Source organism: Qipengyuania sp. Mu-71, assembly GCF_036867055.1.
GTDB classification, from domain to species: Bacteria; Pseudomonadota; Alphaproteobacteria; order Sphingomonadales; family Sphingomonadaceae; genus Qipengyuania; species Qipengyuania profunda.
The window spans coordinates 1542101-1561308 of sequence record NZ_JBAJHR010000001.1 but is presented as its reverse complement, the minus strand read 5'-3'; the positions used below and the strand labels follow the sequence as shown (position 1 = coordinate 1561308).

The following is a 19208-nucleotide window of genomic DNA, read 5'->3' as shown; positions in this document are numbered from 1 at the left end:
TTAGGCATATCAAACGGACAATCATGAGCAAAACCATCCTGATCACCGGCGCTACCGATGGAATCGGCTTCGAGACCGCCAAGGTGCTCCGCGCCAGCGGGCATAGCGTCCTGCTACACGGACGCAGCTCAGCGAAGCTCGATGCTGCGCGCGCTGCTGTCGCGGCCGTGGACGGCGGGGGCCGGATCGCGACCTACCAGGCGGATCTGTCCTCGATTGCGGCGACGCGGCGCCTGGCGGATGAGATCCGCCGCGCAGAGCCCGATCTCGACGTGTTGATCAACAATGCCGGGGTCTTCAGCATCGCCAAACCCATGACGGAGGACAGGCTCGACGTCCGCTTCGTGGTCAACACGATTGCGCCCTATGTCCTGGCCAGCGAACTGGCGTTCCATATCGGCATGGGCGGGCGGATCGTGAACCTGTCCTCGGCGGCACAAGTCCCGGTATCGCTCGCCGCGCTCGCGGGGGAGGAGCGGCTGTCCGACAATGACGCCTATGCGCAAAGCAAGCTCGCGCTGACCATGTGGTCGCGCCACATGGCGGACGAGTTCGCCGATGCCGGACCGGCGGTGATCGCAGTGAACCCCGGCTCGCTCCTCGGCAGCAAGATGGTCAAGGAAGCCTATGGAATGGACGGCAAGGACCTCGGCATCGGGGCCGATATCCTGCGGCGGGCGGCCGTTTCACCGGAGTTCGACCATGCCTCGGGCCGCTATTTCGACAATGACAGCGGCCAGTTTCGCAATCCGCACCCCGATGCGCTCGACCCGTCGCTGAACGCCGCACTCGTCGCGGCGATCGACGACATTCTTCGGCGCGTGGGCGCGTAGGGATTGCGCATATCCGAGTTCGCGCGCGTCGTTTCCTACGTCGCAAGGGCGAGCACGCGATCTGAAAGAGCATGGAAGGACGCGCCGTGCTCCGGCTCGCCCAACCGAACGGTTGCCGCGTCGTGACGATCCACCCGGTTTTTCGCGCGGTTTCGTTGGTGCCGTTAACCATTGGAGAGGTGCTTCGGCACGCGTCGCGGCTCCACAACACCGTAGTTCCCCTGATGTGCGGTTTACCATACCTTCGTTCCGGCCTGCCACCTCGGCTTAATGTTTAAGGCTCGAGTGCAATTTTGGCGGCGTATAGATAGGTTGATCGGATTTGAATCCGACAACGAAATCGCCGCCAAGTTCAGTCGGGAACGCATCAAGTCGGTGCGCAACACGATCCATATCTATTATCTGACCATCATCGCGCCCTTTATCGGGATCGCATGGGTGACCTGGGACCAGACCCCCACCCGGATCATGGCCGGCATCCTGGTGCTCGCTGTTATCACGCGCTTCCGGCATTGGGTGTTGCCGCTGCCCGAAGGCGCATCGGAAAACGTCAATCCGGTTGCAGCACGCGTGACGGGTTTCATGGTCGTGCTGCTGTCCTGCTCGCAGACAATGTTCTATCTCTTGCTCGCGTTCGGCAGCGTCGCGTTTAACAATGGTAACACGGCGTGGTTGCAGATTTTGTCCCTCGCACTGCTGGCGGCCTTGACCCAGGGCGCCGCGCTGACGGGGATTATCTTCGCCTCGCGGGTGATCTTCTTCTGCTTCGTGCTGCCCTTGGTCTCTGCCGTGCTGTATATCTACGCAGGTAACAACCTGCCGGCTTCGGTTGCGGTCATCGTGCTGACCGTGGTCAGCCTGTATCTCGCCGAGACGAGTTACAAGATGCAGCTCCGCCTGTTCAAGGCGCAGTTCGATGCCGATGCAGCGCTGGTTGGAATGGAGCGAACCAATCTCGAACTGATCGATGCCCGGCGCTCTGCCCAGCGCCAGGCCGAGTTCGACAATCTGACCGGTGTCCGCAACCGCCTCGCCTTCATCCACGATGTCGAGGCAAAGCTGGATGGCGGGCAATGCGGGCTGCTGGCGGTGATCGACCTCGACCGCTTCAAGCCGATCAACGACCTCTATGGCCACCATGCCGGCGATGTCGTGCTGCGCCATGTCGCCCGCCGCCTGCAACGCGTATCGCCGACGGGAACGATCGTCGGTCGGCTGGGCGGGGACGAATTCGGCATCTTTATCGGCGGTTCGTCATGCCCCGAGGAACTCGGCGCGCTGGTCGCGACCTGTGCCGATGCGCTGGTGCAACTGCGCAAGCCCATGCGCCTGTCGAATGCGCTGGTCAGCGTTGGGGGTTGCGCAGGCGCCCGCCTTCTGGGCGAGGATGCGCCCGATGTCGGCCGCGCGCTGCGCGATGCGGATGCGGCGCTGTATGTCGCCAAGCGCGAAAATCTCGAGACCACCAAGCTGTTCGATGGCGCAATCCAGGAAGAAACCAGGCGGTTGCACGCCATCGAAGCTGAGCTGATGGAGAGCGGCACGATCGAACACATGACGCTCGCGTATCAGCCGATCCTCAATCTCAAGACGGGCGAACTGACCTCTTTCGAGGCGCTTGCCCGCTGGAATCATCCGACCTTTGGCGAAGTTTCGCCGGCATCGTTCATTCCGGCAGCCGAGCGTCTGGGCCGGATCGGCGAAATCACCCTCTCGCTGCTTAGCAAGGCGCTTGATTTTGCAGCGGAATGGGTCCCGCCTTGCCGTCTGTCGTTCAATCTCAGCGCCGCCCATATCTGCAGCGAGAACGCCGCAGCGGAAATCGTCAATCTGATCAAGCGGAAGAATTTCCCGCCCGACCGCCTGCAGTTCGAAATCACCGAAACCGCCATGCTGGTGAATTTCGACGTCGCCCGCCGGAATGTCGAGCTCCTGCGTAGCGCAGGCTGCCGCATCGCTCTCGATGATTTCGGCGCCGGCTTTGCATCGCTCGTCTATCTGCGCGAAATCAAGTTCGACAAGGTCAAGATCGATGGCTCGCTGATCCGGGGCGCGCGCGAACCGCAAGGGCGTGACATGCTGCGCGGCGTGATCAAGATGATCGAGGCGATGAAGCTTGAAAGCGTTGCCGAATACATTGCCACCGTCGGCGATCGCGAGACCGCGCTCGAACTGGGCGCAGAGTTCGGACAGGGTTTCTATCTCGGGCGCCCGCTCGATGAAGAGGGCGTGCTGGCCTTGCTGGGGCAGTATCGCGAGCCCGATGCGCCGAACATCCATCGCCTGGCCGACCGGCAGATCGGTGACCTCGACGCGGATGCGGCCGACGATGCCGAAACCCCCTGTCCGTTTTCGGTGAGCGGGTCGCGCCCGTAGCCGTTCGGCTGGCGCAAGCGCTAGCTAGGCCAAGCGCCAGCATTCTCCCGCGAAGCGTTCGTCGGCTTGCCTGATCCGGTTGAGTGCGGTTCTTCGCGCCTAAGCCAGCCCCTCGCATGTCGCGCCGAGGCGCGCATCGCGGTGGTCGACCCCATCCTGCACCAATGCATCGCGTCACCAATCAGAACCAACCCCAATGAACTTTAGGTCGAAATCATAACTTCAATCAAACTTGAGGTTTTGCGGTGGTCGGCGAGTTTCTCCCACTCCTGGCGGACCATCTGACCGTGGATAGTGGTGTTTTTTGCGAAGCCGCTCGACAGGGCCGCGCGATGGTGCTCGAACGCCGCACGACCGCAGCTATCGAGGACCCGCAATTGGCCGATCTATCCCATATCGACGAGCAGGGCCGCGCGCGCATGGTCGATGTCGGCGACAAGCCCGTTACTGCGCGCCTCGCCACGGCAGCGGGCCGGGTGGATTGCGCAGCCGATACGATTGCGCTGGTGAAGGCGGGCAAGACCCCCAAGGGCAGCGTGATCGCAACTGCGGAACTGGCCGGGGTGATGGCCGCCAAGCGGACGTCGGACCTGATCCCGCTGTGCCACCCGCTGCCGCTCTCGCAAGTCGAGGTGACGATCGCGTTCGACGATACGCGGCCCGGCTTCATCGTCGAAGCGGCGGTGCGGACCGAAGGGCGCACGGGGGTGGAAATGGAAGCGCTCACCGCAGTGTCCATCGCATGCCTGACGCTGTTCGATATGCTCAAGGCGGTCGACAAGGACATGACCATCGAAGATATCCGCGTCACCGCCAAGGAAGGCGGCCAGTCGGGTAGCTGGCAGCGCGCATGATTTCCTTCGACGAGGCGATGGCGCTGCTGGCGGAACATATCGCTCCGCTGGATGCCGAGACGATCGCGCTGCCCAAAGCCGCAGGGCGGACTCTCGCCGCCGGTATCACCGCCGCTATCGGGTCGCCGCGTCGCACCACTTCGGCCATGGATGGCTATGCGGTGCGGCTGGACAGCGTCGTTCCCGACGCGCCGCTGCGGGTGGTCGGTGAAGCGCGGCCCGGTCACCCCTATGACCACCCTTTGGCCACCGGGACGGCCGTGCGGATATTCACCGGGGCACCGCTGCCCGAGAGCGCCGATTGCGTGATCATGCAGGAATACGCCTCGCGCGAGGGCGAGGACGTGCGCTTCTCCGCCGGGTTCGGCCCGGCCTGCCACATCCGCCAACAGGGGAGCGATTTTGCGAAAGGCGATGTCCTCCTTGGGCAGGGCACGCGCTGCGATCCGAAAGCGCTGGTTGCCATTGCGGCGGGAGACAGAGCCGACCTTGCCGTCCACCGGCAACCGAGGGTGGCGCTGCTCGCGACCGGCGACGAATTGGCCGAGCCCGGATCGGCGCAGCGCGCACCTTACGCCATCCCCGACAGCACCAGCTATGCGCTGGCGGCGTTAGTCGAACGCGAGGGCGGGGTAGTGAGCACCCGCAAGCGCGGGTTGGACGATTTGCCCGCGCTCGAACGACAGGCGGGCGAAATGCTCGGCGGTGCCGATCTGGTGGTGGTCACCGGCGGCGCTTCGGTCGGCGAGCGTGACTTTGCAAAACCGATGTTTGCGGCGCACGGGCTCGAACTGCTCTTCGACAAGGTGGCGATCAAGCCGGGAAAGCCGGTATGGCTGGGGCGCGCTGGGGGAAGGCTGGTGCTGGGGCTGCCGGGCAATCCCACCTCGGCGATGGTGACCGCACGGCTGTTCCTCCAGCCGATCCTCGCGCTGCTTCAGGGCGCAAGCACCGTGCACCGCTGGCGCACGATGCCGCTGGCTGGGGGCCTGCCCGCGACCGGCGATCGCGAGACCTTCGCACGGGCCGCCTGGGCGAGTGAAGGGCTGCGCCCCCTCGGCAATCAGGACAGCGGCGTGCAGGGCGGACTGGCCCGGGCGGACTGGCTTATCCGCTGCCCGCCGGACCAAGCCGAATTGCCGGTAGGCGCGAAGGTGCAGGCGCTGCAGTTCTAAGCCGCGGGTCCAGCGGTCAGTCGCGGGTCCAGAGCGCCAGTGCCTCACCCTCGCGCGTCACGGTGCCGCTGCTTCCAACGGGTTCGTCGCGTCCTTCGGTGAGGAAGGCGATCATAGCGCTATCCTCCGCAGGCACGCTTGCCAGCGTGCGCGATCCGGTGGGCGTGCGGGCCACGATCACGCCCGAGCTCGGTGTGCCGGTGCGGTCGTAATGCACGGTGTAGCTCTCGATCGTGGCGGGACCCGTATAGGTCTTGTCCAGCGGCGGAACGTCCCCGCGCCGCGCGTCGGCCTCGGCCTGGTAGTCGAACTCCTGCGGGAAGGCGGCCTGCGTCGGGGCACCCGAAACCAGGATCGTGTGGTTGTGCGTGGCATAGCCGCCATTGGCGAACAGCAGCCCCTTGTCGCCGGTCCCGCGCAGCTTCTCGACCATCGCGGCGACCGCATGGCTCATGTAATTGCCGATCGGACCGCCCCCGAAAGTCAGTCCCCCGAAAACAGTCGCGGGCCGCTCGAGCGGCCAGCCGAGCACCCGGCGCGCCATTTTCGGCACACAGGGAAAGCAGCTGTAAAGCTCGACATGCGCGAGATCGGCGGTGGTGACACCGTTCAACGCCATCGTCCGCTCGATCGAGGTGGCGAGGCTGGGGGAGGCGTCATAGCGATCGCGCGACAGGAAGCTGTCGCTTTCATGCGCCGCCGCGCCATAGCCGATATAGACCAGCCGGTCCTCCGCAATCCCGCGTCGCCGCGCTTCGGCCAGCGAGGTTACGATAAAGCCGGCGCCCTGATTGACCGACGAATTGGCGACCTGGAGCTTGGTGTAAGGAAAGGCGATGGGGCGGTTGCTGGCAGAGGGCGTGACGGCCTCTTCCGCGCTTACCGGCTTGCGGATCCAGGCGCCCTCGCTCTGCGCCGCGACCTCGCTCATCCCGGCCCAGATCGCACCGCTTTCCGCCTGCCCTTCGGCGAGCGATTGCCCGTAGGCGGCGCGTCCGGCGTTTTCATAAAGCGGATAGACATCGGTCGGCACGACCAGCCCGTATCCTTGCGCATAACCCTTGCGCACGCGGTGGCTCGCATCGCGCAGCGCGTTGGGCTTTGCGCCATCGGCGCGTTTTTTCAGCGCTGCCAGCTGGCCCGCAGTGCGGAGAGCCTCGCCGCCGGTCACTGCGCAAATCTTCGCCTCGCCGCGCCCGATGCGATTGGCGGCTTCGTTGAGCAGCAGGATCGGGCTGTCGCCATTGGGCATCGCGGTCTGCATCCGGTGCGCAGGATCGATCCCCAGTACCTCGGCCAGCTTGCCATCGACAGGGTTGAGCTGCGGCCAGGCCAATTGCGCCACCACCGCCAGCGAATCGCATTCGGCAAGCAGGCCGCCGCCCGCATCCGCATCCGCCCGCCGCAGCGCCTCGCCCATCAGGTGTATGGGGTCGAGCCCATCCCCGGGGTTCTCGGGGCGGTCGTTGACCTGTCCGACACCGGCGATGACGGGGATATTCTCGGGGTTTTGCTCGGGCACGCATGCTCTCCTCTTGCTGCCCTGCCTAGCAAGCGGGTTTCATGCTGCAACCGAAACCTGGAGGAGAATTGGGGGCAAGAACCACCTTGCACCCAGGCTGATGCGATCAGGCAGCGGCCCTGCGCGTCGCTAGTATGGGACGGGCCGGCCGTGGTGCCACCTGTTCGAGCGGGGCGAGGGAGACCTTGTTGCGGCCGGTGTTCTTGGCTTCGTAGAGTGCGAGGTCAGACCGGCGGGCGAGGCTGGACAGCGCTTCGTCCGGGGAAAGCTGGGCCAGGCCGAAGGACGCCGAGACCACCTGCGCATTGCCGACCGCCTGCGACAGTTCGGTCTGCACCCGCTGCCGCATCAACTCGGCCGAACGCGCCGCCTGCTCGATGTCCTGCCCGGCAAGGACGAGCGCGAATTCCTCGCCCCCGAGCCGTGCCACCAGATCCCCTTCTCCAGTCGCACTTGAAAGCAACTCGGCGACCGCGATGATCACCTTGTCGCCGACCGGGTGGCCGAAACGGTCGTTGATCGTTTTGAAGCGGTCAATATCGACCGTCACCAGCGTCAGGGGCTGGTGGCTATGGATGGCGTCAGCGACCATCTGCTCGCCATGAACCTCGAACCCGCGGCGGTTGCGCAGGCCCGATAGCGGATCGGTTTCCGAGCGCGCGATCATCTCGATCGTCATGTCGCGCATCATGACCAGCAGCAGCACCAGCGCGAGCGCGATCAGGATGACCGAACCCAGGCTTTGCGAAATCGCGGCGTAATCCGATGCGAGGTAGTTCTGCGGCGTGTCGGCACCCCCGATCCGCCAGGCGATGAGCGGCTTGGCCAGATAGGAGAGCGCAGCTGCCGAGCTGACGAAGACCAGCAACCGGTCGAGCAGCATGCGGCGCCCGGACCGGATCACGATCCAGGTCATCAGCACCTGCATGATGAAATAGGGAAGGTGATAGAGCAGCGTGCGAGCGCCCGTGCCGTAGGGAAGCATCAGCATCACGGGGGCGAGCATTCCGGCAAGGATCCAGACGGCCACTATGGGCCTGGTCTGCGGACCAGTGCAATAATATTTCGCTACGCCGACAAGGCCGCAGGTGAGTGCCGCCAGATAGGTAAAGAAGATGCCGGTGATGACCGGAGTGGGATGTTCGGTCCAACGCATGATGAACTCGAGCATCACATCGACGATGCCCAGCGCATAGGCGGCGGCCAGCCAACCTGCGCCCCGGGCAACCGGGTTTGACCGCGCGACCACCGCAAACGCCACGCCGAACAGCGCGGCGATGAACATGTTGATCCCGAGAATGAACGCCGCCGTCATCGGCTGTTCCCTGCCCCCATCTACTTCCCGCGCAGGAGCTTAAGGGGCGAGGGTTAAGATGCCCTAACCATACACTTGATTGCGCGTGAAGCGCGCGGCTAGTCCGGCGCGCTTGCTCGCGATCGTCTCGGTAGTTCGGAGTGGTGATCGATATCGCGAAAGCGTATTACCGCAGGGCGCCGGGCGGTTTGGCCCGCAGGCAATCCTTGCCTTTTGTCGCGTGGATCACATGGAAACTGGCTGGGGTGGCAGGGATCGAACCTGCGAATGCCGATACCAAAAACCGGTGCCTTACCACTTGGCTACACCCCAGCGAGTGAGCGCCCCTATAACGCCTCGGGCGCGGAAGGGAAGGGGTTGGAAGGCGAAACGAGTCGACGCTCGGCCAGTTCGGTTTCGACCTGCGCAATGGTCGCGCGGTCGAGCCGGTAGAAATACATCGCCACACCCGCCGGAACGATCGCGGCGGCGGGGACGAGCGCGAAAGCGAGCTCGATCCCCATGCGCGCCTCGGCAGACTGGATCGCGCCTGCTTCGAAGCCGGTCAGCGCCAGCAGGAAACCCGGCAGCGCCGCGCCGAAGGCCACGCCCGCCTTGATCGCGAAGATCGAGGCGGAGATCACCAGGCCGGTCATCTGCCGCCCGCTCGACCATTCGAGATATTCGGCGATATCGGTGAACATCGAATAGGCGAGCACCATCATCATGCCGAAACCCACGCCGACGAACAGCTGGACAAAGGTCTGCGGCCAGACCGCATCGAACGGTAGCATGTAGAAAACCACCATAGCCGCGATTTTCAGCCCGCCGGCCACAATCAAGAGCACCGGCTTGTCGAACCTTCGGGCAAGATAATTGGCGCCGATAACGCCGATCAGCTGGCCGATGGCGAGCGCCGAATAGAACAGCCCGATCCGGTCGAGGAAGAAGAACACCGGCGCGCCATCATCGCCCGCGACATAGCGGAACCAGAACAGCGCGCTGCCCGCACGCGCGGAGAGCGCGACCGGGGCGAGCAGCGCGGCCACTGCCACGGCGATCCAGGCAGGCGTGCGCACCAGGACCTTGAGATCATCGATAATCCGGCCGTTGGTGGGTGCAGGCGGGATACGCTCGCGGCTGGCGGCAAAGGCGATCCAGTAGGTCGCGACGCCCAACCCGGCGAGCACGAACATGGTCAGCATGATACCGCGCCGCTCGTCGCCCGCGCCCAGTTCGCGCACCAGGGTGGTCCCGATCACCCCGATCAGGATGACCGCGGCGGCGGAAAACACCATGCGATAGGCGGCGAAGCTCGAACGCTCGTCGGCGCTGGTGGAAATGACGCCCATCAGCGCCGAATAGGGCACGCTGGCGGCGGTGAAGGCGAGCATGGTCGCGGTATAGGTGACATAGGCCCAGATCAGCATCGAGCCGGGCGAAAGATCGGGCGCGGCAAAGATCGCCGCCCCGGTCAGGCCGAAGGGGATCGCGCCCCACAGCAGATAGGGGCGGTATCGGCCCCAGCGGCTGCGCGTGCGGTCGGCCAGCGCGCCCATCATCGGGTCGGTCACTGCATCGATCAGCTTGGTCAGGAACAGCATCAGTCCCATGGCGGCAGGTGCCACGCCGCCCAGCTCGACGAAGAAGAACAGCAGGTAGAGATTGAAGAAGTTGAGATAGAAGGACGAGGCGAGATCGCCCATCCCATAGCCGATCTTCTCCAGTCGGCCGACCGGGCGCACCGGATCACGCAAATCTGTATCCTCCCATGCCGCCGCGATGGGACGGCATGGGAGGAGCTAAGTCAAGTCAAACGGGGGGCGGTCAGATTGCCTTGCCGTCGAAATCGGCTGCCGAGTGGCGTTCGCGGAGCTGCGCGTCGTCATCGCCCCAGGTCTTGTTGACGATCCGTCCCCGCCGCGCCGCAGGGCGTTCGGCGATCTGTTTCACCCAGCGTTCGACATGGGTGTATTCGTGGATTGAGAGGAAGGTGCGCGCCTCGCCGTAAATGCCGCCGAGTACAAAGGGCGACAGCCAGGGCCAGGTGGCCATATCGGCGATCGTGTAGTCCTTGCCGCCGAGGAATTCGCTTTGCGCCAACCGCTGGTCGGTGACGTCGAACAGGCGCTTGGTTTCCATCGCATAGCGGTTGATCGGATATTCGAACTTTTCAGGTGCATAGGCATAGAAATGACCGAACCCGCCGCCGATGAAGGGCGCACTGCCGACTTGCCAGAACAGCCAGCTAAGTACTTCGGCGCGGGTATGATCGGTGGGCAGGAAGGCTCCGAACTTTTCGGCCAGATGCATCAGGATCGCCCCGCTTTCGAAGATGCGGACGGGCTTGGGTCCGCTGCGATCGAGCAGGGCCGGGATCTTGGAATTGGGATTGAGGTCGACGAAGCCCGAACCGAACTGGTCGCCTTCGCCGATATTGACCGTCCAGGCGTCGTATTCGGCGCCAGCATGTCCCGCCTCGAGCAATTCCTCGAACATCAGCGTTGCCTTCACCCCGTTGGGCGTGGCGAGCGAATAGAGCTGGAAGTCATGCTCGCCCACGGGCAGCTCGCGGTCCTCGCGCGCACCGGCGGTGGGGCGGTTGATATTGGCGAAGCGCCCGCCGTTTTCGGAATCATAGGTCCAGACGTCGGGCGGGGCATAGGTGGAATCGGCCAAGATCGTTCTCCTCAGGCGGATGGGCTAAAACAGCCTTCCATTCGTCGCAAGGTGGGGAACCGCGACCGGCGTCCCACGGTTCTTCCCTTCGCCATGACGAAGCTCATCTATGTCGACGACGACCTGCCCGGTATCACTCGCAAGGGGGCGGGCAGGGGATGGGCCTATTACGACCCCGAGGGAAAGCTGCTGACCGATGCAGCGGAGAAGCGCCGGCTCAATGCGGTTGCGCTGCCGCCGGCCTATACCGATGCCTGGTTCTGCCCCGCACCTAACGGCCATATCCTCGCCACCGGGATCGATGCCAAGGGGCGCAAGCAATATCGCTATCATCCCGAATTTCGCGCGGCCCGCGAAGGCGAGAAGTTCGACAGCTGCGTTACCTTTGGCAGCCTCTTGCCGCTAGTGCGCAAGCGGGTGGAGGCCGATCTGCGCGGTCACAAGCTGACGCGCGAACGCGCGATCGCCAGTGTCGTGCGCCTGCTCGATCTGGGCGCGGTGCGCGTCGGGAACGAGGGCTATGCCAAGGCCAACAAGAGTTTCGGCGCCACCACCCTGCGCCAGCGCCACGCCGAATTGACCGGCAAGGTGCTGCGCCTGCGGTACAAGGGCAAGGCGGGCAAGCTGCGCGAAGTGACGCTGTCCGATGGCAGCCTGGCACGCATGGTGCGCAAGATGCAGGACCTGCCGGGGCAGCACCTGTTCAAATATACCGACGATGAGGGCGATCTGCACACGGTCGGGTCGAGCGATGTGAACGACTATCTGCGCGAGACCATGGGGCAGGACTTCACCGCCAAGAATTTCCGCACCTGGCATGCCAGCGTAAAGGCGCTGTCATGCCTTCGGGATGGCGAAGGCGCGATGCCGATGAAGGCGCTGCTCGAATGCGTCGCCGACCATCTCGGCAATACGCCCGCGGTGACCCGCAAGAGCTATATCCACCCGGCGGTGTTCGAACTGCTCGAGGATCAGGAAAACTGGCGCGCGCAATTGCGCCTGCCGCGGGCCACGCGCTGGCTGACCCGCGAAGAACGCGGGCTTATCAACCTGTTGCAGGAAAGTCCGAGCGCGCAGGAATTGCTCGCCGCGTAGCCCGCAGACGCGAGAAGGGCTTCTGCTTTTCGGAAGTTTGCGATAAACGGAGCGCGCCGATGGTGCGGAGCCATCGTGCGTCCGCGCGTGCAACGGGGCAACGGCGGGCATCGGTTCTCCGCCGGAATGTCGTATCCATGCACCGGCTCGCCAATTTCGATGTCAGTCGCCAGTTCCTCAGCCAGCGCAGCAAGATTGCCGCCCAAGTGGTGTTCGGTGCCATGTGCGCTGCGGCCATGGTCGGCCTGCGTTCGCTGGTCGACGTCTGGGCGCCGGTCTCCGGGCCCTTCGCGCTGACCTATCCCACGATCCTGCTCGCCACGCTCTACGGACACTGGCGCGCGGGCGTGGTCGCCTTTACGATTACCTTCTTCTGGGCGTGGTTCTTTATCCTGCCGCCGTCGCGCTCGTTCCTGTTCGCCGACCTAACCGATCCCGCCCGCGTGGTCCTCAACGCCGCCTGCGCGCTGATCGTGCTCGTCTTCGCCGAGGCTTTTCGCCGTGCCGCGCATGCGACGATGGACGAAATTCGCGAGCGCGCCGACCGGCGCCTGACATTGCTGGCCGAGCTCGAGCATCGCACGAAGAACAATTTTGCGCTGGTCGCCAGCATGCTCGAATTGCAGAAGCGCCGTATCCCGCAGCGCGAACTGCATGCCCCGCTCGACGATGCGGTGGGCCGCGTGCGGACCTTTGCCGATGCCTATTCGGCGCTGGCGCTGGAACAGTCGGACAATCCCAATGTCGCGATGAAGCCCTATCTGGAATACCTCCTCGACCGGATCGAGGGATCGAGCCTGCCGCCATCGGTGCGGCTGTTCCGCGAAATCGACCAGGCGACGCTGACCCCCGAAGAGGCGGTGGCGATCGGGCTCTATCTCAACGAAGCGGTGGCCAATGCGTGCAAATACGCCTTTCCCGATGACCGGGCTGGCACGATCGCAGTTTTCTTCCACGTGCGCGGCGACACGTGGCGGTTCACCATCGAGGATGACGGTGTGGGCGCCGACGCCTTTACCGATCCGGGGGGCGGACTGGGCAGCCAATTGCTCGCCGCCTTTGCCGCCCAGGCCCAGGCAACGCACCATGCGGGGCCCGTGCTCAACGGCTTCCGCACCGAAATGCGCAAGGAAGACCAGTCCGAACTTGCGTAGGGTAGCCTAAAAGGATACCTCGGCGGCCATGCATTTGGCCGGCTTCAAGATACGCCAGTGGCGCGAAGCGCAGCACCCTCCGCTCAGTGCGGAGGACTTCGGTGCGCGCTTCGGCGAGCCGCAGCCTTGGCCAAGCCGGACCGTCTATGGCTGGGAGGCGAAGGGCAAGATCGCGCGCGCCACCGTCCAGAAACGGCTGGCCGAACTCGGCATTTGCCAGCCGGCCGACTGGCTCGAACCGGCTCCTGCACCATCCGATCAGAAAGGTACCGCCCCCATGAGCGGAAGCGCGACGCATCCCTTCTACGACATGCACACGCATGGCTTCGTTCGCCTCGCGACGAGTACGCCCAAGGTTCGCACGGCCGACATCGCCTATAATGCCGAGGGTATTCTCGAGACCGCGCACAAGGCGCATGCGCAGCATGTCGACCTCTTGCTCTATCCCGAACTGGCGCTGTCTTCCTATGCGATCGACGATTTGCATATGCAGCTCGCACTGCTCGATGCGGTGGAAGCGCAGGTCGAGGCGATCATCACCGCGTCGCGCGAACTAAGCCCGGTGCTGGTCTTCGGGGCGCCGCTGCGCCGCAATGGCCGGATCTACAATTGCGCGCTGGTCGTCGCGCGGGGCGAATTGCTCGGCGTGGTACCCAAGAGCTTCCTGCCCAACTATCGCGAATATTATGAAAAGCGCTGGTTCGCGCATGGCCGCGAATGCGTCGGCCTGACGATCCGCTGCGGCGCCCGTGAGGTACCTTTCGGTACCGATCTGATCTTCGCCGCGGACGATCTGCCGGGGTTCACCTTTGGCATCGAGATATGCGAGGATTTCTGGGCGCCCAATCCGCCCGGCACCATGGCCGCGCTGGCGGGAGCGACGATCCTGCTCAACCTCTCGGCATCGAATATCGTCATCGGCAAGTCGGACGAACGCCATTTGCTCAGCCGCGCAAGCTCGAGCCGGTCGGTCTGCGCCTATGCCTATTCGGCCAGCGGGCATGGTGAAAGCACCACCGACCTCGCGTGGGACGGGCAGGGGATGATCTACGAACTGGGCGATCTGATGGCTGAAAGCGTGCGCTTCGATCTCGCCCCCGAACTGTGCGTCACCGATATCGATACGCAGCGCATCCTGTCCGAACGAATGCGGATGCAGACCTTCAACGATGCCGCCGAGGCGGCCGGACGCCCCGAGGACTGGTACCGGCGGATCGCGTTCGAGCGCGGCGCGCCGCGCGCCGATATCGGCCTCAACCGCCCGATCCGGCGGTTCCCCTTCGTGCCCAACCGCGCCGACAAGCTCGACGAGGACTGCTACGAGGCGTTCAACATCCAGGTCGATGCGCTCATGCGGCGGATCCAGGCAACCCGGCCGAAAAGCCTGACCATCGGTATCTCGGGCGGCCTCGACAGCACCCATGCGCTCATCGTCGCAGCGAAGGCGATGGACCGGCTGGGGCGGCCGCGCAGCGACATCCACGGCTATACCTTGCCCGGCTTCGCCACTTCGGACGATACCAAGTCGAATGCCTGGCGGCTGATGGATGCCTTCGGCATCACCGCCGAGGAGATCGACATCTCGCCCACCGCGCGGCTGATGCTCGAGAACATCGGTCATGCCTTCGCCGATGGCGAACCGGTCTATGACACGACCTTCGAGAACGTTCAGGCGGGCTTGCGCACCGACTACCTCTTCCGCCTGGCCGGCCAGAATGGCGGCTGGGTCATCGGCACCGGCGACCTTAGCGAGCTGGCGCTGGGGTGGTGTACCTACGGCGTGGGTGACCAGATGAGCCATTACGCGGTCAATTCGGGCGTGCCCAAGACGCTGATCCAGTACCTCATTCGCTGGGCCACGCAGACCGCGCAATTCGATGCGGGCGTCGACGCCGTGCTTACGGATATCCTTGCCACCGAAATCAGCCCTGAGCTGGTTCCCGCGGGTGAGGACGGTGCGATTCAAAGCACCGAATCGATCATCGGCCCCTACGAACTCAACGACTTCTTTCTCCACCACATCATCCGCTGGGGGCAGAAGCCCAGCCATGTCGCCTTCCTTGCATGGCATGCGTGGAAGCAGGCGGATGCGGGACTGTGGCCGATCGACTTCCCCGAAAAGGCGAAGAACGAATACGATCTCGCCACGATCGCGGCCTGGCTGGAGAAGTTTCTCAAGCGCTTCTTCGGTTACAGCCAGTTCAAGCGTAGCGCCATTCCCAATGGGCCCAAGGTCAGCGCGGGCGGTGCGTTGAGCCCGCGGGGCGACTGGCGCGCGCCCAGCGATGCGGTGGCCGATACATGGATCGCCGAATTGGCCGCGGCCCTCCCGCCGCTGGATGGTGACTGACCATGTCGGCGCGGGCCTTGCTGATCATGATGATGTGCAACATCGTCTGGGCACTCAATATCGTCGTCAGCAAGGTGGCGATCGTCGATCTTGCTTCGCCGCCGCTGTTCTATGCGCTGCTGCGCTCGCTGATCGTGGCGATCGTCCTCATCCCGCTGCTGCGTCCGCTTCCCGAAAATCTCGGGCGTGTGCTGCTCATCGGTCTGGCGATCAGCGGAGGGTCCTTCGCGCTGCTGTTCATGGGACTGGTCACGGCCAGTCCCTCGGCTGCCGGGGTCGTCAGCCTGACCGGCGCGCCGATGACGGTGCTGTTCGCGATCCTGTTCCTGGGCGAGCGTATCCGCTGGCGCCGCGGGCTCGGGATCGGGCTGGCGTTCGGCGGTGTCTTGTTCGCCATGGCGGGCGAGAACCAGATGGAGACCAGCACCGGCCTGTTGCTGGTATTCATTTCCGCGGTCGTGGGAGCGCTCGGCACGGTCTTCGTTAAACGGCTCGACCTGTCATCGATCCGTTTGCAGGCATGGGCGGCGCTCGCCTCGGTCGCGGTGCTCTTGCCGCTGACCGCGGTGATGGAAACCGGGCAGGTCGCATCGCTCGCCACGTCACCGTGGAAGCTGGCCGCGTGCCTGATCTTCGCCGCAATCGTGGTCTCGGTCGGCGCGCATACCGCCTATTACCGGATGCTGCGCGAATACGATGCCAATCTGATCGTACCGCTGACGCTGTTCACGCCGATCCTGACCATCGTCTTCGGCGCGTGGCTGACGGGGGACGCGATCGGCGGGCGGCTGATCGTCGGCGGCGGCATTGCGCTGGCCGGCGTCGCCATCATCGTGCTGCGGCCAAGCGAAACCTTCACGCGCCGGTTTCTGGTCCGCCCGCGGTTCTGATCAGTCGAGCTTCATCGTCCAGCCGTGGGTGTCCTCGACCGCGCCCTTCTGGATGCCCACCAGCTTTTCGCGCAGCTTGTTGGTCATCTGGCCGGTGCCCCCGCTGCCGATGGTGAATTCGCCGTCGGGGCCAAGTACCGTGCCGACCGCGGTGACCACTGCGGCGGTGCCGCAGGCCATCGTCTCGAGCAGGCGACCCGTGGTGGCGTCCACGCGCCACTGATCGATGCTGTAAGGCTCCTCGCGCACCTGCAGGCCTTCTTCGCGCAGCAACTGGATCAGGCTGTCGCGGGTGATACCGGGCAGGATCGTCCCCGTCAGCGGCGGGGTGATCACGCTGCCGTCGTCGAACACGAAGAACAGGTTCATCCCGCCCAGTTCCTCGACCCATTTCTTTTCGACCGCATCGAGGAAGACGACCTGGTCGCACCCATTCTCGATGCCTTCGGCCTGCGGGACCAGGCTGGCGGCATAATTCCCGCCTGTCTTGGCCGCGCCGGTGCCGCCGGGCGCAGCGCGTGTGTAATTGCGGCTGACCCAGATCTTCACCGATTGCGCGCCCGCCTTGAAATAGCCGCCGACGGGCGATGCGATCAGCACATATTTGTACTGCCGCGCGGGCCGTACGCCGAGAAAGGCTTCGGAAGCGAACATGAAGGGCCGCAGGTAGAGCGCGCCATCGGCAATCGTCGGCACCCAGTCGCGATCGCGGGTGACCAGCTGGCGGATCGATTCGAGAAACAGTTCTTCGGGCAGTTCGGGCATCGCCATCCGCCGCGCGCTTTCATTGAAGCGGCGCGCGTTCTGCTCGGGCCGGAAGAGCGCAAGCGAGCCGTCTTCCTGCTTGTAGGCTTTCATCCCTTCGAAGATTTCCTGCGCGTAATGCAGCACGGCCGCCGCCGGATCGAGGCTGATCGGCTCGCGCGCGCCCAGCGTCGCCTTGTACCACCCGCCCTTGTCGGCATCGTAATCGATCACGACCATGTGATCGGTGAACAGCTTGCCGAAACCGGGGTCGAGAAGCGCCTGCTGGCGGGTTTCGCCGGGGACGGGGGCGGGGTGGGGAAGATGCTCGAAATCCATGCAGCGCGGGTAATCGGAAGGCGCGCGCGAGGCAAGGATGAGTCTGATGGGCGTCTGTCACCGGCAAAACCGAGGGATGCGGCGAAGGCGGGAAACCGGTCCGGTTTGGCCCCGACACAATGAGAAGGGCAGCCCCACGCACATAGGTGGAACTGCCCTTCGCATGGTCAGCGGCGGGAAGTGCCGCTCACGAAGCCTCTAAGGGTTTGGTTTTACCGATAGTGCTCCGCGCGGAAACTTGCCGACCTCTCTGCTGAACCATGAGACATCGGATCACCTCCTTTCGCGCTGTTTAGAGCCAAAGTACCCCGTCTCCGGGGAACAAGACCGCGTTTCGCCGCTGATCTTGTGGATATATTTGAGTCTTCCAGAGGGTTAAAACAACCCTTGTAAAAAAGTTTTCCCACGTCAGAATTGGCGTTTCTGGCCCGGATCGGTTTCCGGGCCATTTTTGTGCCTGCTCGCCGCGCTCATGCCGGAGGCGGCCGATCCTGCGACTCCGCTCAGCGGCATTCCTCGATCACGCGCGTCACCTCGGCCCAGGCCGGAAGGTAAAGTGTGGATAAGCCCGAAGTCTCCACAGCGAATCGCCCGCGCGTCAGCGCCATCGCATCGAGAAGCGGATCGCGCGCGTCGATATAGGCGATCGATCGGGGTCGCCCGGCACTGTCGGGGGTGAAGGCGCGGGCGGGCAGAGCGCGGTCGGCGGTTTCGGTCCGGATGATCATCTGGCCTGCGCCGCCCGACATGGCAGTCCGCACCAGCCCGACCTGCCCATCGGAGGCGAGGCACAGTAAGGAGAAAGCAGGCGCGCCGCCGCTATCGACGAATTGCGCGAGCGCATTCTCCCCGAGGTCCGAATAGGTCCAGTTGCCGGCGGTCTGCGGGCGGTCGATCCAATTCTCTGCCGGGGCGGGTGCGGGCATCGGGGGCGGCGCTGGCGGTGTAGTCGCAACTGGCGTCGGAGCGGGCGTGGGCGCGGGCGTCGGCTGCGGAGCGGGCACGCAGGCCGCGATGGTGAAGCTCAGCGCCAGCGCGCCACCCAGATGCAAATAGATCGGTTTCATGCCTGCACAATGATCGCTAACGCGCATGTTTCCAATGCCGAAAAAGATGCGCCTCGATCAAATGCTGGTGGACCGCGGGCTCGTGGAGAGCCGGACGCGCGCGCAGGCGCTGGTCATGGCGGGGCTGGTGTTCAGCGGTGAACAGAAACTGGCCAAGCCGGGACAGCAGCTGCCAGAGGATGCACCGCTCGACGTGCGCGGGCGCGATCACCCCTGGGTGTCGCGCGGCGGGATCAAGCTGGCGCATGCGATCGAACATTTCGACCTTGACCCGCGCGGCGCGGTGGCAATGGACATCGGCAGTTCGACCGGCGGCTTCACCGACGTATTGCTGCAGGGCGGGGCGGAGCATGTCTTTGCGGTCGACAGCGGGACCAACCAACTGGCCTGGAAACTGCGGCAGGACGAGCGCGTCACCGTGCTCGAACAGACCAGCGCGCGCATCCTCACGCCGGACATGATCGAACGGCCCTGCGACTGGGTGGTGTGCGATGCCAGCTTCATCGGGCTGGCCAAGGTACTCGAACGTCCGCTCCAGCTCGCGGCCCCGCAGTGCCGCCTCGTCGCGCTGATCAAGCCGCAATTCGAGGTCGGGCGCGAGGAAGTGGGCAAGAAGGGCGTGGTCAGCGACCCCGCACTGCACCGCCGCGTTTGCGACGAAGTGCGCGACTGGATCGAAGGACTGGGCTTTACCGTACAGGGCATCGCCCAAAGCCCGATCACCGGGCCCGAAGGCAATGTCGAGTTCCTCATCAGCGCCGAGAGAAGCGCGCCGCGCGATTGACCTTGCGCCTCGCTTGGCACTAGTCGCACATCAAAACCTATTCACGGAGAGA

Annotated in this window: 15 protein-coding genes and 1 tRNA gene; 9 read left to right on the top strand and 7 right to left on the bottom strand. The window is 64.5% G+C overall.

The window, feature by feature from the left end; genetic code table 11:
• Positions 1–23 precede the first annotated feature (23 nt).
• The 4 genes from V6B15_RS07640 to V6B15_RS07625 all read left to right on the top strand — a co-directional run bounded on the left by V6B15_RS07640 (position 24) and on the right by V6B15_RS07625 (position 5238).
• Complete coding sequence (locus V6B15_RS07640) at positions 24–833, top strand: SDR family NAD(P)-dependent oxidoreductase (protein WP_334200675.1); 810 nt, start codon at positions 24–26, stop codon at positions 831–833.
• Positions 834–1145: 312 nt separating this feature from the next.
• The gene (locus V6B15_RS07635) at positions 1146–3209 is read left to right on the top strand and encodes a putative bifunctional diguanylate cyclase/phosphodiesterase (protein ID WP_334200674.1); all 2064 of its coding nucleotides are present in this window, start codon (positions 1146–1148) and stop codon (positions 3207–3209) included.
• A 377-nt stretch (positions 3210–3586) separates the two neighbouring features.
• Positions 3587–4063 carry a cyclic pyranopterin monophosphate synthase MoaC gene (gene moaC / locus V6B15_RS07630; protein WP_334201340.1) on the top strand — a complete coding sequence of 159 codons (477 nt, stop codon included), beginning with the start codon at positions 3587–3589 and terminating at the stop codon, positions 4061–4063.
• The gene (locus V6B15_RS07625) at positions 4060–5238 is read left to right on the top strand and encodes a molybdopterin molybdotransferase MoeA (RefSeq protein ID WP_334200673.1); all 1179 of its coding nucleotides are present in this window, start codon (positions 4060–4062) and stop codon (positions 5236–5238) included. Before moaC ends, V6B15_RS07625 begins: the two co-directional genes overlap by 4 nt.
• A 16-nt stretch (positions 5239–5254) precedes the next feature.
• Here V6B15_RS07625 and V6B15_RS07620 read toward each other — a convergent pair whose 3' ends face one another.
• The 5 genes from V6B15_RS07620 to yghU all read right to left on the bottom strand — a co-directional run bounded on the left by V6B15_RS07620 (position 5255) and on the right by yghU (position 10733).
• Positions 5255–6760 (bottom strand): acetyl-CoA acetyltransferase, encoded by a 1506-nt coding sequence (locus V6B15_RS07620; RefSeq protein ID WP_334200672.1) that lies wholly within the window; start codon positions 6758–6760, stop codon positions 5255–5257.
• 106 nt (positions 6761–6866) lie between these two features.
• Positions 6867–8075 (bottom strand): GGDEF domain-containing protein, encoded by a 1209-nt coding sequence (locus V6B15_RS07615; protein WP_334200671.1) that lies wholly within the window; start codon positions 8073–8075, stop codon positions 6867–6869.
• A gap of 237 nt (positions 8076–8312) precedes the next feature.
• Positions 8313–8387 (bottom strand) — tRNA-Gln (locus V6B15_RS07610).
• A gap of 14 nt (positions 8388–8401) precedes the next feature.
• Entirely contained in the window at positions 8402–9811 is a 1410-nt protein-coding gene (locus tag V6B15_RS07605; RefSeq protein WP_334200670.1) for an MFS transporter, read from the bottom strand.
• A 70-nt stretch (positions 9812–9881) separates the two neighbouring features.
• On the bottom strand, positions 9882–10733 hold the full coding sequence (gene yghU, locus V6B15_RS07600; RefSeq protein WP_334200669.1) for a glutathione-dependent disulfide-bond oxidoreductase: 852 nt from the start codon (positions 10731–10733) through the stop codon (positions 9882–9884).
• 93 nt (positions 10734–10826) lie between these two features.
• On the opposite strand from yghU, the gene V6B15_RS07595 reads away from it, so the two are divergent.
• The 4 genes from V6B15_RS07595 (at position 10827) to V6B15_RS07580 (ending at position 16222) form a co-directional block, all read left to right on the top strand.
• On the top strand, positions 10827–11828 hold the full coding sequence (locus V6B15_RS07595; RefSeq protein ID WP_334200668.1) for a DNA topoisomerase IB: 1002 nt from the start codon (positions 10827–10829) through the stop codon (positions 11826–11828).
• 137 nt (positions 11829–11965) lie between these two features.
• Entirely contained in the window at positions 11966–12982 is a 1017-nt protein-coding gene (locus tag V6B15_RS07590; RefSeq protein WP_334200667.1) for a sensor histidine kinase, read from the top strand.
• A 277-nt stretch (positions 12983–13259) separates the two neighbouring features.
• Positions 13260–15332: an NAD(+) synthase gene (locus tag V6B15_RS07585; RefSeq protein ID WP_334201339.1), complete on the top strand. Its 2073-nt coding sequence runs from the start codon at positions 13260–13262 to the stop codon at positions 15330–15332.
• 2 nt (positions 15333–15334) lie between these two features.
• Positions 15335–16222, top strand: a complete 888-nt coding sequence (locus tag V6B15_RS07580) for a DMT family transporter (protein WP_334200666.1) — start codon at positions 15335–15337, stop codon at positions 16220–16222.
• Here the strand turns inward: V6B15_RS07580 and V6B15_RS07575 are convergent, their stop codons facing one another.
• Together V6B15_RS07575 and V6B15_RS07570 are read right to left on the bottom strand one after the other, a co-directional pair.
• The gene (locus tag V6B15_RS07575) at positions 16223–17305 is read right to left on the bottom strand and encodes a branched-chain amino acid aminotransferase (protein ID WP_334200665.1); all 1083 of its coding nucleotides are present in this window, start codon (positions 17303–17305) and stop codon (positions 16223–16225) included.
• 503 nt (positions 17306–17808) lie between these two features.
• The gene (locus V6B15_RS07570) at positions 17809–18372 is read right to left on the bottom strand and encodes a hypothetical protein (RefSeq protein WP_334200664.1); all 564 of its coding nucleotides are present in this window, start codon (positions 18370–18372) and stop codon (positions 17809–17811) included.
• A gap of 46 nt (positions 18373–18418) precedes the next feature.
• Between V6B15_RS07570 and V6B15_RS07565 the strand changes: the two genes are divergently transcribed.
• The gene (locus V6B15_RS07565; protein ID WP_334200663.1) at positions 18419–19156 is read left to right on the top strand and encodes a TlyA family RNA methyltransferase; all 738 of its coding nucleotides are present in this window, start codon (positions 18419–18421) and stop codon (positions 19154–19156) included.
• The last annotated feature ends 52 nt before the right edge of the window (positions 19157–19208 follow it).

Coding starts and splice junctions, on each gene's coding strand:
- V6B15_RS07640 (WP_334200675.1), top strand. CDS start 24: ATGAGCAAAACCATCCTGATCACCGGCGCTACCGATGGAATCGGCTTC.
- V6B15_RS07625 (WP_334200673.1), top strand. CDS start 4,060: ATGATTTCCTTCGACGAGGCGATGGCGCTGCTGGCGGAACATATCGCT.
- V6B15_RS07615 (WP_334200671.1), bottom strand. CDS start 8,075: ATGACGGCGGCGTTCATTCTCGGGATCAACATGTTCATCGCCGCGCTG.
- V6B15_RS07595 (WP_334200668.1), top strand. CDS start 10,827: ATGACGAAGCTCATCTATGTCGACGACGACCTGCCCGGTATCACTCGC.
- V6B15_RS07590 (WP_334200667.1), top strand. CDS start 11,966: ATGCACCGGCTCGCCAATTTCGATGTCAGTCGCCAGTTCCTCAGCCAG.
- V6B15_RS07585 (WP_334201339.1), top strand. CDS start 13,260: ATGAGCGGAAGCGCGACGCATCCCTTCTACGACATGCACACGCATGGC.
- V6B15_RS07580 (WP_334200666.1), top strand. CDS start 15,335: ATGTCGGCGCGGGCCTTGCTGATCATGATGATGTGCAACATCGTCTGG.
- V6B15_RS07575 (WP_334200665.1), bottom strand. CDS start 17,305: ATGGATTTCGAGCATCTTCCCCACCCCGCCCCCGTCCCCGGCGAAACC.
- V6B15_RS07570 (WP_334200664.1), bottom strand. CDS start 18,372: ATGAAACCGATCTATTTGCATCTGGGTGGCGCGCTGGCGCTGAGCTTC.
- V6B15_RS07565 (WP_334200663.1), top strand. CDS start 18,419: ATGCGCCTCGATCAAATGCTGGTGGACCGCGGGCTCGTGGAGAGCCGG.